Raw genomic sequence first — 15426 nt, forward strand, 5'->3', positions numbered from 1 at the left:
AAGCACAAGTGGCCGATTAAGCAATCAGTTTTTGCAGCTCAGCTTTGACAATCTCTAAGCCTTTGACGACTAGCTCAGGTTCGATGGTCAATGGTGGTAGGAAACGAATAACGTTACCTTTCACGCCACATGACAGCAGAATGACGCCAGCGTGGTTGCTGTTGGCGACCAATTTCTTAGTGATGTCAGCCAGTGGTGCTTTGGTTTGTGGATCATTAAGCTCGATAGCGATCATCGCGCCCACTTGACGAATATCGCCAATTTGAGCAATCGATTTTTGCATCTCAACCAACTGTTCTTTGAACAGCAAACCAATGTGTTGTGCTTGTTCGCAAAGGTTTTCTTTTTTAATGATGTCAATCACTTCAAGTGCTGCCGTACACGCAAGTGGTGAACCTGCGTAAGTACCACCGATACCGCCTGGGTTGGCCGCATCCATGATCGCTGCTTTACCGACTACGCCTGAAAGAGGGAAGCCGCCTGCCATGCCTTTTGCCATCGTGATAAGGTCTGGTTCGATACCTAAATATTCGGTCGCAAACCATTTACCAGTACGAGCGTAACCGGTTTGGATTTCGTCACAAATCAGTACGATACCGTGCTTATCACAAATCTCACGTAGCTGCTGTGCCCAGCTTGCTGGCGCTTGGTAGAAGCCACCTTCACCTTGGATCGGCTCAACGATCATGGCCGCAACGCGACTAGGCTCGATATCGCATGCGAACAAGTCGTTGAGCGCGTCCAAACTTTGTTGCTCAGTCACACCGTGGTAGGCATTTGGAAACGGTAAGTGATAGATTTCATTAGGGAAAGGACCAAAACCAGCTTTGTAAGGCGCAACTTTACCGGTCAAACCCATACACAAGTTGGTACGACCATGGAATCCGCCTTTGAATGCCAATACACCGGAACGACCCGTCGCAGCGCGTGCAATCTTCACTGCGTTTTCAACCGCTTCTGCACCTGTTGTCAGAAAAGCGGCTTTCTTGTCGCCACTGATAGGTGCGATTTCCACTACTTGCTCAGCAAGCTCAACAAAGCTGCTGTATGGAGTGACCATAGAGCAAGTATGGCTAAAGTTATCGAGCTGTTTTTTTACCGCTTCGACAATTTGTGGGTGAGAATGACCGGTGTTGTTGACCGCAATGCCTGCAGCAAAATCGATGTATTCTTTACCTTCAATATCGGTAATCAACGCGTTTTTTGCGCTCGCAGCATAAATCGGTGCGAGGTTAGCCATGCCGTTTGCGACGACTTTTTCTTTGCGTTGTTGCCATTCCAAGTTGGTCATGATCGTATCCTTTGTTCAGTTCTGTCTTTTTATCAGCGACTTATAAGCCGCCGAAACACATGTATTTGATGTTGAGGTATTCGTCGATACCTTGTTTCGCGCCTTCGCGGCCAAAACCTGATTGTTTGACGCCGCCAAATGGTGCGACTTCGGTCGAAATCAGGCCTTCGTTTATGCCGACCATGCCGTATTCAAGTTGCTCGGCGATGTGGAATGCGCGGGCGATTGAACCGGTATAAAAGTAGCTTGCTAAGCCATAAATGGTGTCGTTGGCTTTTTCAACCAGCTCTTGGTCTTGGCTAAAGCGAATCACTGGCGCGACTGGGCCAAACAGTTCGGTTTGAACAATATCCATCTCTTGAGTGACGTTGGTGAGCACTGTTGGTGCCACGAACAGGCCATCAAGTGATTCGCCGCCAAATGCCACACTGGCACCTTGTTCGACGGCATTTGAGATGTAACCCAACACGCTTTCTTTGGCTTTAGCATCCACAAGTGGACCAATGGTGACGCCATCTTCAAGACCGTTGCCGACTTTCAATTCCGCCACAGCTTTAATGAATTTTTCGACAAACTCTTCATACACGCCGTCTTGAACGTAGAAACGGTTGGCACAAACACAGGTTTGTCCGGCGTTACGGAATTTGGATGCGATGGCACCTTTGACTGCTTCGTCGATGTCGGCATCGTCAAATACGATAAACGGTGCGTTGCCGCCAAGTTCCATTGAAGTACGTTTGATGGTATCGGCACACTGTTTGACTAAGTGACGACCAACTTGGGTTGAACCAGTAAACGACAGCTTTTTGATGTCGTCGTGGCTACAGAAAATATCGCCAACCGCAACCGATGAATGGTTATTAACCACGATCAGCAAATCGCGTGGCAAGCCAGCTTGATAAGCCAGTTCAGCCGTGGCATATGCTGAAAGCGGTGTTTGGTTGGCAGGCTTAACGATAAAGCTACAACCTGCAGCTAAAGCTGGGCCAGCTTTACGCGTGATCATCGCAATCGGGAAGTTCCACGGCGTAATTGCAGCAGCAACACCGACAGGCTGACGAATGGTCATCATGCGTTTGTTGCCCGCAGGTGCAGGAATCACTTCGCCGTATGTGCGTTTGCCTTCTTCGGCAAACCATTGCAGGAATGAAGCGCCGTAGTTGACTTCACCTTTTGACTCGGCAAACGGCTTACCTTGTTCAATGGTCATGATGCGCGCCAAGTCATCGGCGTTTTCGATCATTAAGTCATACCAACGCTTTAGAACTGCGCTGCGTTCAGCGGCAGGTTTTGCCTGCCAAAGTTTTTGTGCTTGCTTAGATTTTTCAATGAGGGCGATGATTTCTGTGGTCGGAATCGACGGAATGTACGCCACGATCTCTTCTGTCGCTGGGTTCAATACCGCAATCGCTTCTTCACTCGCATCGCAAGTCGCGTTGAGCAGACTTTTATTAACGATTTGGTCCATGTAACTCATCTCTTATTTAAGGCTGTATTTTGATGTTAGACCTAACCTTGGTTTGAACGAAGTACCAGTTACTTCTCTTTGTTGGTACCAGTTGGACTGGTACCACGTACAAAACCCTCGCTGGTACCATACGAAATCCTCCACTGGTTCTATCGGTTTATAAAATCTTTAGTCATATTGGCTCGGCACATAAATTCATAACAACAAGTAACGACACAGAAGAGGACTTTCTATGTTCAGTTTAAAAGGAAAGAAGCTTGCTAAAGGAGTTTTAGCAGTTACTTTAGGCGTCAGCGCTTTGGTGACGTCGGCGGCAACCTTTGCTGCAGACTACAACTGGCGTTTCGCCAATCTTTACGGACGTGGCACTGCATTTGGTGAAGTTTATGAAGACTTAGCCAAAAACATCGAAACCATGTCAAACGGCCGCATTGCCGTGCAAGTGCTTTACTCTGGAGAAGGGGTTGGTACCAGCGGTATTCTTAATGCGGTGAAATCGGGTCTTATCACTATGGGCGCACCTTTCCAACCTATGCATGCGGGCGAGTTCCCAGCAGGTGTGGTGGAAGTGGGTCTCCCTGGTGGTACCTCCGATGTGGGTGAACTGATGACTCTGTTTAAAGAACGCGGCTGGGGCAAAGTGCTGACCGAAGCGTACGGCAAACAAGGCCTGGTTTGGCTTGAACCTTACATTCAGCCACCGGTTTACATCATCACCAAAAAGCCGATCAATTCGATTGCTGACTTTAAAGGCATGAAAATTCGTGCGCCGGGTGCTTACGGAAAATTCTTGCGCAATTTAGGCGCCTCTCCTGTGTCATTGGCATGGAGTGAGATCTACACCTCTCTAGCAACTGGCGTTATCGACGGTTCAATCGGTTCAAACATGATTGACCACCGTGACGGTAACCACGTCGAAGTAGCGAAATACATGTACCCGCTGCCAATCGCAGGCGCGCAAGTATTGCCAATCATCGTCAACCAACGTGAATGGAATAAGCTACCAAAAGACCTGCAAGCCATCGTTCGTGGCGCGACAGCTGAGCACGCCATTGAGCAGATTACCAAATCAAAACTTTGGGAATCTCAAGCAGTGGCTGACATGGAAGCCAAAGGCCTTAAGTGGAGCCCTGCGCCGTCAGATGCAGACAAGCAGGCTTGGGCCGATGCTGGAAAATCACTGGCCGCTGAGTACGCTAAAGCAGACAGCTACTCGAAGCAGTTAGTCGACATTCTAGAAAAAACGCAACAATAACAAGGAATAAGTAGGGTGAGTCGTGTGGCTCACCCTATTTTGTTTGGAGTTCGCATGATTACGGAAATTCTTCGCACGTATTGTAAAAGCGTGCATTTTGTCATTCGATTGATTGGTCAATCGGTGTCTTACCTAATGCCTGTTCTGGCGCTGGTGGTGGCTTACGGTGTGTTTGCCCGCTATGTTCTTGACCGCCCAACCATTTGGGGATACGACACTTCGCTGTTTTTATTTGGCTATATTGCGGCTCTTGGTGGTGCGCTTGCGCAGCAAAAAGATGCTCATATCAATGTCGATATTGTGCATGGCAAAGTGTCGGTCAAAACGCGTCGTATCTTTGATGTGTTGACATCAATTCTGGCGATGTTTTTCCTCTTCGTGATGGCGAAAACTTGTCTGGCGATGTTTCTCGAAGCGTTCAAGCTTGGTTACAAAACCCAGAGCGAATGGGCGCCACATACACATCATTTCTGGTTGATGATTACCGTTTCTGCGGTGATTTTCCTGCTGCAATATTCGACTGAGTTGATTGCCAATCTGTTCTTTCTCATCACTGGGCGAGATTTGATCGGCAAGCAAGAAAGCAATAGTGAGCTGCTTGACCAGCCGTTTAAAGTCAGTGCGCAAAAGCAAGATAACCAAGGTTTTGACAAGGAGAGTGTCAATGGGAATTGAGATGTTAACCGCGGTATTGCTCGGTTGTATTTTGCTGGCGTTTGTTCTCGGCGCACAAGTTGGGCTTGCGCTCGGTGGTATCGCGATGGCGGTAGGTTATCTCACTTGGGGAGATACGATTTTTAATATTATTCCAACCACCATTGAGAGCACTTTCTTTAGCTTTATTTTGCTCGCAATCCCTCTTTATATCTACATGGGGCAACTACTGACTCGTTCTGGGATCGGCGATGCGATGTTTAACGCCAGCCAATTGGCCATTGGGCGCGTGCGTGGATCGCTGGCGATCAGTGTGATCGGGGTGTGTTCGATGATCGGAGCCATGGTTGGGATCATTGGTGCTGGCATCATGACATCAAGCAGCATCGCGTTAAAACCTATGTTGGATCGGGGTTACGATCGCAAATTGGCCCTTGGCGTGATCATGGCTGGTGGTTCGTTGGGAATCCTGATTCCACCAAGTATTCCAATGATCATGTTTGCTTCGGCCACTCAAAACTCCGTTGGACGTATGTTTTTAGGTGCGATGGGGCCTGCACTGATCACCATCATTTTGCTTATCGCCTATGTGATCATCTCTTGTAAGCTACGCCCTGAACGCGCACCGATGGATCACGATGCTGAAGTGCAAATTCCTAAAGGTTATGAGCGTTTTAAAACCATTCGTGATGGTGCCTCTTCCGCCGCACTGATTATCGTGGTACTCGGCAGTATTATTGCTGGTATTGCAACACCAACCGAGTCGGGTGCACTTGGCGTGATGGGCGCAATTTTATTGTCGATCCTGTTTAAACGCTTCAAACCGCAAATGTTACTGCGCTCGGGCATGCAAACCGCCATGTTGGTGAGCGTGGCAATGTGGATCATTTTAGGTGCGTCGGTATTTAGTAACTTCCACTTACTGATGGGCATTCAAAGCATGGTGGCAGGATTTACCCGCGACCTCGACTTGCCTCCGATCGTGATCATCATGTTGTTCCAAGTGATCATGCTGCTACTGGGTTTCATCATCGATGAATTTATTATCGTATTGATGTGCGCGCCAATTTTCACCCCCGTTGCGGTATCGCTTGGCTACGATCCGATCTGGTTTGGCGTATTGATGATTCTGAACATTGTTATTGCGGTGCAGACGCCGCCATACGGTTTTGCACTGTTCTATTTAAAAGGTATCGCCCCTAAAGGCGTCACCATGATGGATTTGTATAAGTCAGTCTTGCCTTTTATTACCGTGCAGCTGGTGGTACTGATCATTGTAATGATTTTCCCTGAACTGGTGACTTGGTTCCCTAACTACGTCATGAATTAGCCGTTTTCCCTTTGGTGCGTCGCGAGAATTATCATCCTTTCCAGCCTCTCGTGGCGCACATTTTCTTTTTCGACTCACAGTAAGCAATTCCACCACTTCTGAGCGTGATAATTTACGCACAGAGGCTGTAGTGTTTGTTCTCCGTGTTTGGCTTGGATTGCGCAGTGTTTATCTGGCGATTTGCGCTATTCCACAGTGATAAAACTGTATTTAATTCTGCTTCAATGAGCCGATAGAGCAGGGTAGGAATTGTGTTTGCTGCAGGTTTTATCTGTCTGTGGCGAAATTATCAGCAAACGATAAGGTTTTCAGTCTTTTGTGCTTGCGCAACCGAAAAGCTTACGTATAATGCCAAACATCAAAGGGCAATTGCCCAAAGATGCCGGTGTGGTGAAATTGGTATACACGACGGATTCAAAATCCGTTGCCTTCGGGCGTGGCGGTTCAAGTCCGCCCACCGGTACCATACATAGAAAGGTCGCTTTTATAGCGGCCTTTCGTCGTTCTAGGCGTTTGAAAATAGATGTGCTGTCCAAGCGTTATCTTCGTGGTGGCGGCAGGAATGCCTGTCCAATCGGTCCGCCCACTGGTACCATATTTAAACGATAAAGCCTCGACGTAAGTCGGGGCTTTGTTGTTTCTACAGTATGTGAATTGAAATCCAGCGTGGCGGCTCGAATGCGAGCCCAGCCCGCCCATCATTACCATCTATCAACCCTTCTCGTTGTTCGCAGCTGCATGTTTTTTATGACCATTTTACCGCAATGCTTCTTTACTTATCTTCTCTTTAAAAAAACGGTTTTTAAATCATTTAAATTTTTATTTGGCTAGCTTTATTTTTTTATAAGTGTTCAGTTTCTTATCTTGTGGCTTTAAATAACTGATTACTTATATTCAAGCAGATTTTATACGAGACTTTTTTATTACTATTATCTCGAAATTATAGCGATGGTTTACCTTCTGACAACATGCAAGAATTTATCTTTCTAGACATTTTATTACAAAGATGGACCTTAAGTTTATATTTATAAAATATATTTTTTCACTTTTAATTATTTGGTTTTTTGTATTTAAATATTGATTAATATAGTTTTATTTATATTGTAAATGCTTAGTTTTGTTTTTTGCGTCATCTTTATCCTATTTTTATCAATTTACACTTATTCCTATTGCGTCTAAATAAACAGCAAGGCTAGTATTTCTTCTACAGAATGATATTTCATATTTTGCCTTTTTGATGGGGAATGGCTGGTACGAAATGTTTAACTTTCATGTTAATGAATGGTTATTAACAAAATGAGAGGTGGTTCTTAATTTTGAGGCCGTCTCTCTAGAAATATTCAGATGTAGAGGTCAATTTTTATGAAATATTTGCCTTTGGCTTTGACTCTAGTAGCTACTAGCGTTGCAGTCGCCAATGCAAGTACCGATGTGGCAACAAAAAGTGCCAATATAGCTGCGTTATCAGCGATTAATGCTGACCAGTATTCAAGCTGTTCGATGTCTTCAAAGGAAGTGTATGTTCAACCGGCTGAAGGGTTGCCAGTTGCTCGTCAGCTAGAATCGATGTCTTCACCTTACGGTTGGACAGGTGGTATATCGTCAATGGACGTGAGCAAAAATGTACTGAAAACTGCGGGAACAGTGAGTAAGGTAATACAGGAACCATTTTCTTCAGATTGGGGAACATTGGCAATTCCGGTCTGTCATGATTTCTATACCCCTTCAAACCAAAATGGCGGGGTTATCAGTATCAGCAATGGAACGAATACAGTGAACATTGGTGGTATTAGTTACTTAGGTGGTTACCATACAGTTAATGGTCAAGGATGGCGATACATTAGCGCTCAAACGCTGATCGATAATGGTTTCCAAGATGGTGACCAAGTAACAGTGAAGATCAAAAACTCTGCGGCTGCACCATATTCCTCTTACACAGGTTGGGGAAAATTATTGAAGCAGGCTCAGGGTGTTCCAACGTTAGTGCTTACTTTTGATGATGGTGGCTTAGGAACTTGGAATCAACTTGAATACTCCCAACAGAAAGGTATCAAAGGGACGATTTTCTATCCTTGGCTATATGAAGGTCGAAGCAATAAGTTAAGTGTTGCCCAATTGAAAGATCTAAAAGATGCGGGTTGGGATATTGAGTTAAATGGTACTGGTGATGATGTATCTATAACATCTCTAGAAAGTACCGATGCTGCAGTTGCACAGCTTGTTGAAGGGCGTGAGTGGCTAGCGGAAAATGGCTTAAACGACAACGCTCGCTTCTTTGCTTATCCAAATGGTCGCTATGATAGATATTCAAGTCCGATAACCAAAACTGGTGTTACAGGTGCAATCGGTTCTGCTGTGCTTCAACTGAAAAATGTCACAGGTGTGACTGTTGGTATGCTTGCTGAAGGTCGAACTTTCCCTAAAGGGACCCGTGTTATTGAAGTTGATGCTGAGAATAAGACAGTGACCTTAGATAATGCTTCACTTGAAACAGGACGTGGTGGCGAAACGTATGATAAGCCTAATAGCTACATTACGTTTTATGATGATTCACATGAGTTCTTTACTGGTAACTTGCAGCGTAAATTGAAGGCAGCAGGCTTTAAAGTGGGGCGTACCACTCGACCAAACACTATGTACTCACGTTATTGTGTCGGAGATTATGGGTTAGTTGCGCCTGCGCGTGGTTCGAGTATCTCATCGGGTGATGATCCGGTTGCACGTGTAGAGTCTTGGATTGCTGATCCACAGAAAGCCGGTACCACTACGCTTATCTACTTCCATGATGTTACAGGTTCTCAAGATGGTATAAACACTAGTGTTGATACTTATCATATGTGGCTTGATAAACTAGCAGAAGCGAGAGATGAGGGCAAAATCCAAATCCTCACTATGAGTGAGTGGTGGGAACGAGATTGTTCTGGAAAATAAAATAGAAAGGGAGGCTTTTAAGCCTCTCTTTTTATTTAATAAGTGTTTTTAATTCATAAATAATGACAAAGGATATGAGTCCGGTATATTAGTGGGTTTTTTTACTATGTTAATCCTTGCCTATATATGTCATATTTTTGTTTTGGTTCAGGATTATAACACTTTATGCATTATTTTTGTTTCTTTATATTTTTATGATTTCATTGTTAACTGGTTGTTTCTTCTAGTTTTATTTTTAATTATTAAATCCTATCATTAAGCTTATCCTTTCTCTATTTTATTTTTTTGATTTTATCATCCATTGAAAAGTAAATTCTTCGTTGTTTCTTATTTTTTATGTGACATCATGTAATTACCATTTTATATGGTTAGGTCGATCATAAATTCCATTATTTCCCTTTTTTATCATTGCTCACGCCTCTTCCGTAGGGCTAGGATTTTCATACTGTTTACCGTGCTTGTTTATTAAATGAATAACCATAAATGGTAAAGAAGATAGGCCAATTATCTTGGTATGCTCTTTTATGAGTTTATGTTCATATTTTCTTTTTTGTCATTTTCTATTCAGTACGTGCATTAAGTTACCTTTAGGGAGTTGGCTATATGCGTTTCTTTTTGATGTTACTAAATTTGCTTTATGTGGGGACTGTGCTGGCAGCAACAGATACTGAAGATACCTTAGATATTTCTGGATGTTCATTAGTTAGTGCTCAAGTATTCAAGTATCCAGTTGATGGATTACCATACTCGGGGCAACTGTTGTCCATGTCATCTTCTTATGATTGGTCTGGTGCGACAAGTTCGCTTTTGATCTCTCAAAATGTCGCTCAGACGACGGGGACGATTACTAAAACGTTGAATGAGACATTTTCAGAAGATTGGGGGACGCTTGCTATCCCTGTTTGCCATGATTCCTTCATTCCGGCTAACCAAAATGGCGGCAAAATTAAAATTAGTAATGGAACCGTAACGGTGTCAATTGGGGGGATGAAATACCTTGGAGGGTATCATACTGTTGGCGGGATCGGTTGGCACTATATTGCCGCTCAAGACTTGGTTGACGCTGGATTTGAAGAAGGAGATGAAGTCACCATTTCAATAAAAAACTCCGCCATTGCTCCTTACTCTTCGTACACAGGGTGGGGAAAGTTGATCAAAAGAGCTCAAGGAGTGCCAACCATAGTGTTAACTTTTGACGATGGTGGCACTGGTCCTTGGGAACAACTTGATTACACGAAGGATCAGAATATCAAAGGGACAATTTTTTATCCTTGGGATTATGAAGGACTTGATGGAAAGTTAACGGTGTCTGAGCTCAAAGAATTAAAGGAAGCTGGATGGGATATTGAGTTAAATGGTACTAGTAATGATGCGTCTATGACGAGCTTTGATACTGCTCAAGAAACGGTTGATTCCCTTGTCGAAGGGAGAGAGTGGTTAGCGGAGAATGAGTTAAATGATTATGCGCGATTTTTTGCCTACCCCAATGGTACTTATGAAAATCATTCAAGCCCGATTATCAAAACTGATGTGAGTGGCGAAATTGGGTCGGCGGTTGTTGAAATGGACGACGTTTCTGACATTGAAGTGGGTATGATTGCGGAAGCACGAAGTTTCCCAAAAGGAACTCGAGTTGTTAAGGTAAATACAAGGAAAAATACCGTCACTTTGGATAATGAGTCGCTTGGCGTAGGGCGCGGTGGAGAAGAGTTGGATGAGCCGAGCAATTATATGAGTTTCGTTGATGACTCTGACGAATTTTATACCTGGAAATTGCAACAAAAACTCAAAGATGCGGGATTTAAAATCGGCAGAACGACTCGGCCTAACACTATGTATTCGCGTTATTGTGTCGGCGATTATGGTCTCGTCGCACCATCACGAGGTGCGTTTCTAAGCGCAGATGATGATCCTGAAGAGAAAGTCGAATCATGGATTGCGGATCCCCAAGCTGCGGGCACAACAACCATTCTCTACTTCCACAATATTCTAGATGAGGGGGCTGAAGGTGTTAACATCAGTATTGATACTTATCGAACCTGGATCGATAAACTTGCCGAAGCGCGCGACGCGGGTGAAATCGAAGTCTTAACCATGCAAGAGTGGTGGGAGCGAGATTGTTCTGATACCAGTGAAGAAGACAGTGAGTAGATAGGCTTATCGATGAAATATCAGGCGCTTTTAATAGCGCCTTTTTTGATTATTCGCTGCACTCCCTAAAGTGGTGCGTTAAGGGTTTATCTTGAGCGGTTTGCGTGCAATATCGCTCTGTAATGGCTTCTCTATTTCGTTTAAGCAGAGGCGCTACGATGGTGTAGAGAATACTTGGCTAGATGGTCAGCTTTTTGCATCTCGCTTTTTGCTTCTATATTAATTAAGCCTCGTTAAACTCAAAATAAAACCAAATCATAATCAAGCTTTTATCTTGAAACTAGGAAGGTAGATAAAAGCAGACAAGGAGAACACATGTCACTGCCTATCATCGATATTTCACCACTGCATTCAGAAAACCGCGTCGACTGGCAACCTGTAATTGAGCAAATTGATCACGCTTGCCGAGAGTTAGGTTTTTTTTACGTTACCGGGCATGGGATTCCACAGCAACAGTTTGACCATATTGAATCTATGGCGGATGCGTTGTTTGGCTTACCGCTTGAGCAAAAGCAGGCGATTTCGATTGAGAACAGTGACAACCATAGAGGTTGGGGAAGGCTGAATGCAGAAAAGCTCGATCCTAACGGTGAACTAGACTGTAAAGAATCGTTTGATATGGCGCTCGACCTTTCTCCATATCATTCCCAAGTCGCTCGCTGCCCTGCGCTATATGGCCCCAATCAATATCCAGATGTTGCAGGATTTGCTCAAGCCGTGAATCAACATTATTCCTTGACCCTGGACGTTGGGATTAAGCTGTTGAAAGCGATGGCATTGGCACTGGGTGAAGACGAGCAGTTCTTTGCCCAATATTTTACCCTGCCGATTTCAGTGCTTCGTATGTTGCATTATCCAAGTCAGTTGAAAGAGACAAATGGCGCCGGTGCGCACACCGACTATGGCTGTATTACCTTGTTGTATCAAGATCAAAGCGGTGGTCTTCAGGTTTTGAATAAGCAAGATCAGTGGATCGATGCGCCGCCAGTTAAAGGCAGTTTTGTGGTCAATATAGGCGATCTTATGCAGCGTTGGACTAATGATATTTATCGCTCGACATCGCATCGTGTGACCAGCCCAACATCGGGGAAAACACGATTCTCAATGCCATTTTTTGTTGAACCAGACTTTGATACCCCGATTCACACATTGGCTTCGTGTTTAGCGCAAGGCGCAAATTCTCAAGGTTACCCAATGATAACGGCGGGAGATTGGATTTTATCGCGCTTTGAAGATACCTATTCATACCGCCAAGACCAAGATGTCGCGTGATCGAGTAACGTTAAGCTTAGTGTCTCAAGGCCTCGCACAACGAGGCTTTTTTAGGTTAGCTGTTTAGATACACTACTCAGCTCCCAAATACGTATCGTGACTTAGCCTATGCTAGTTGGCTTATTTTCGAATTTATAATGCGACTTGGCTTTCAGCTGTTGGCCGAGTGGCACTATCAGTGAGGAGTAAGCATGCAGTCGAAGATCACATTGAATAACGGTGTTGAGATGCCAATTTTAGGGTTAGGTGTTTTTCTCAATCCGGCTCAGCAAACCGTCGCAAGTGTTACTACTGCGATACAAGCGGGGTATCGATTAATTGATACCGCAGCCGCGTACCTAAACGAGCGCCAAGTAGGAGAGGGGATTCGTCAGGCCGAGGTGGCTCGTGATGAGCTTTTTATTACCACCAAACTTTGGGTAGGCGATTTTGGTTACGATAGTGCGCTAAAGGCATTTGATGCAAGTGTCGAGCGTCTTGGCTTGGATTATCTCGATCTCTATTTATTACATTGGCCTGTTCCCGCCGATTTTGCCCAAACGATTCAAGCTTGGAAAGCGGCAGAAAAGTTGCTTGCAGAAGGGAGAGTCAAAGCGATTGGTGTGAGTAATTTTACTCCGGGACATTTAAAGACTTTGATGGCGGAAACCGATATTGTACCAGCGGTGAATCAAATTGAGCTGAATCCCTATTTTGCACAGCCAGCGCTGGTGGATGTTCATAAAGCCCTTGGTATTGTCACTCAGGCTTGGTCGCCAATTGGTGGCGTATATTCTCGCAACAGTAAAGCGGTGACTGGAGAGTATGATCACCCGCTGAAACATCCAGTGATTGTACAATTGGCGGAAAAATACCAAAAAACACCTGCGCAAATTATTCTACGCTGGCACTTAGAACATGGTTATTCAGTCATACCTAAATCGGTTCACGAGCATAGAATTAAAGAGAACTTCGCAGTCTTTGACTTCTCACTTACCGCTTCTGAAGTGGCGAGTATTGATAGCTTAGATACTGGCATTCGAGCTGGCAGTGATCCGGACGTATTCAAGCCCGGTAGCTATAACGTGGATGTACACAACCAATAGCCAAAGAGAAGACCTCATGAAGAGGTCTTTTTTATGTGCGCCGCTGCATAAGACCTATTAAATCATGAATTTGTTTATTATCTCTTCTAAACTAAATCTTAGGTTTTGTTGTGAGATGGCACTGAGTGGCAAGCATTAAAATTACCGTAGACCGACTTCAACCCGGATTACATATACGTCTGCCTTTGAAGTGGAACGATCACCCTTTTCTTTTTAATAGCTTCAAAATCAAAAATGATCAGCAAGTGCAAATGATTCGCCACCTTGGGATCACGCACGTCTATCTCAATCCCGCTCAGAGTGACAGCCAGCCATTACCTCCAAACCAAGTGGAAGCTTTACCTGCTGATGATGAGCAGCGCCTTGATGATGAAACCCAAAAAATGTGGGATGAAAAACAGCAGCGCATCGAAAAGCTAAATAGTTATCGACGTAAAGTGTTGCAGTGTGAAAAGGAATTTGAGCAATCGTTAGCTCGCATGCGAGCGGTAATGAATAAGATACGTAGTCGGCCAGAGCATGCTGTCGATGAGGCGCTGCTACTCGTAGATAGCATCGTTGAAAATCTTCTAAGTGCTGATGACGTCACCTTACACTTGATGAATGGTAAGAGTGAGTTTGAAGATATCTATTTTCACTCGTTAAACGTCGGTGTTATCGCGATGATGATCGCGCGAGCCAAAAATTGGCCAGCAGACAAAATTAAAGAGGTCGCATTCGCATCGCTTTTTCATGACATTGGTAAGATAAAAGTGCCCACCGCGATACTTCGTAAACCCACAGCGCTAACGGAGCCTGAGACCAATTATCTCAAACTGCACACCAAATACGGTTTGGACATTGCGGAAAATATCGAAAATTTTCCTGAAAGTGCTAAAACCGTGATTGCTCAGCATCATGAGTGCAATGATGGCAGCGGTTACCCAGACGCTCTGACTGAAGACCAAATTGATGAGATTACTCAAGTGGTCGCTGTTGCTAACGCATACGATAACCTTTGCCACTCCAATATAGTGTCAGAGCAAAAGATTCCTTATGTTGCGCTTTCTTATCTATATAAGAACGGTCAAGCCCGCTTTAACAAGGAAAACCTCAATATACTGATTAAATTTATGGGGGTGTATCCTCCGGGGACTGCGGTGCAGTTATCGAACGACAGTGTCGGCTTGGTTATCTCTGTCAATTCCAAGCATATATTGTTTCCCAGCGTGCTGGTTTACGATCCATCAGTACCAAGAACTCAAGCGCCGATCATCGATTTAGCAGAGAAAGAGATCAAAATTGTCAGTGCAATACTTCCAAACAAGCTTCCTGATAAAGTTCGTGACTATTTAAATCCACGCTCACGCATTTCCTATTTCTTCGATTCAGACAATTAAGTTCAGTTATCCACAGAAAATTGTGAGTAAGTTGTGTTTTGAGTGGGGGCGAAATGTCGATAAAAATGCCTTTGGATAAGAAGTGTTCGAACGCGCTATTTTTAGTTATTTTTGGCGTTTTTTCTCTTGCCAATAAAAACCAACTCCCTATAATGCGCCCTCACTGACACGGCAGACGTCACAAGGCTTCAGCTTAAGTCAGAGAGGGTAAGACTTCTAAAAAAGAAAATTTGAAAAAGTGTTTGACTCTTCAAATTAACTCGCTAGAATGCACCTCCGCTTTGAGAAGAAAGTTTCTTTTAAAAGCAGCTCTTTAACAATATAAACCTATCAATCTGTGTGGGCACTCGTTGATGATAATCATAGCTTCTTAGGAAGCACAATGGTTTCAATGAACTGAGTGACCAATCGATACTTTCTTTTATAAGAGTGGTATCGGCACAGTCAATTCACAGTCTTCTATTCGAAAGAATAGAGAATGTAATCAGTATTCATTGAGCCACAAAAAACTTTTAATTGAAGAGTTTGATCATGGCTCAGATTGAACGCTGGCGGCAGGCCTAACACATGCAAGTCGAGCGGCAGCGACATAAACAAACCTTCGGGGGCG

10 protein-coding genes and 1 tRNA gene are annotated in these 15426 nt (G+C 44.3%); 9 read left to right on the plus strand and 2 right to left on the minus strand.

Annotated elements, in window-relative coordinates; all coding sequences use genetic code 11:
- Positions 1–16 precede the first annotated feature (16 nt).
- Both gabT and BLS03_RS12920 read right to left on the minus strand, forming a co-directional pair.
- Positions 17–1291 (minus strand): 4-aminobutyrate--2-oxoglutarate transaminase, encoded by a 1275-nt coding sequence (gene gabT / locus BLS03_RS12915; protein ID WP_093274559.1) that lies wholly within the window; start codon positions 1289–1291, stop codon positions 17–19.
- 40 nt (positions 1292–1331) lie between these two features.
- A complete protein-coding gene (locus BLS03_RS12920) occupies positions 1332–2759 on the minus strand; it encodes an NAD-dependent succinate-semialdehyde dehydrogenase (RefSeq protein ID WP_093274563.1) in 1428 nt (475 codons plus the stop codon).
- A gap of 232 nt (positions 2760–2991) precedes the next feature.
- On the opposite strand from BLS03_RS12920, the gene BLS03_RS12925 reads away from it, so the two are divergent.
- The 9 genes from BLS03_RS12925 (at position 2992) to BLS03_RS12965 (ending at position 14816) form a co-directional block, all read left to right on the plus strand.
- Positions 2992–4014, plus strand: coding sequence for a TRAP transporter substrate-binding protein (locus BLS03_RS12925; RefSeq protein ID WP_093274566.1), 1023 nt, complete (start codon positions 2992–2994; stop codon positions 4012–4014).
- Between the two features lie 54 nt (positions 4015–4068).
- Positions 4069–4689 carry a TRAP transporter small permease subunit gene (locus tag BLS03_RS12930; RefSeq protein ID WP_093274590.1) on the plus strand — a complete coding sequence of 207 codons (621 nt, stop codon included), beginning with the start codon at positions 4069–4071 and terminating at the stop codon, positions 4687–4689.
- Positions 4679–5998, plus strand: coding sequence for a TRAP transporter large permease (locus BLS03_RS12935; RefSeq protein ID WP_093274569.1), 1320 nt, complete (start codon positions 4679–4681; stop codon positions 5996–5998). Before BLS03_RS12930 ends, BLS03_RS12935 begins: the two co-directional genes overlap by 11 nt.
- A 381-nt stretch (positions 5999–6379) precedes the next feature.
- Positions 6380–6464 (plus strand) — tRNA-Leu (locus BLS03_RS12940).
- A gap of 896 nt (positions 6465–7360) precedes the next feature.
- The gene (locus BLS03_RS12945) at positions 7361–8929 is read left to right on the plus strand and encodes a polysaccharide deacetylase family protein (protein WP_093274572.1); all 1569 of its coding nucleotides are present in this window, start codon (positions 7361–7363) and stop codon (positions 8927–8929) included.
- 603 nt (positions 8930–9532) lie between these two features.
- Positions 9533–11080: a polysaccharide deacetylase family protein gene (locus BLS03_RS12950; RefSeq protein WP_093274575.1), complete on the plus strand. Its 1548-nt coding sequence runs from the start codon at positions 9533–9535 to the stop codon at positions 11078–11080.
- A gap of 315 nt (positions 11081–11395) precedes the next feature.
- Entirely contained in the window at positions 11396–12352 is a 957-nt protein-coding gene (locus BLS03_RS12955) for an isopenicillin N synthase family dioxygenase (RefSeq protein ID WP_093274578.1), read from the plus strand.
- A 191-nt stretch (positions 12353–12543) separates the two neighbouring features.
- Entirely contained in the window at positions 12544–13437 is an 894-nt protein-coding gene (locus BLS03_RS12960; protein WP_093274581.1) for an aldo/keto reductase, read from the plus strand.
- A 125-nt stretch (positions 13438–13562) separates the two neighbouring features.
- Entirely contained in the window at positions 13563–14816 is a 1254-nt protein-coding gene (locus tag BLS03_RS12965) for a cyclic di-GMP phosphodiesterase (RefSeq protein ID WP_093274584.1), read from the plus strand.
- Positions 14817–15426 lie beyond the last annotated feature (610 nt).

Source organism: Vibrio xiamenensis (assembly GCF_900100015.1).
Classification (GTDB): domain Bacteria; phylum Pseudomonadota; class Gammaproteobacteria; order Enterobacterales; family Vibrionaceae; genus Vibrio; species Vibrio xiamenensis.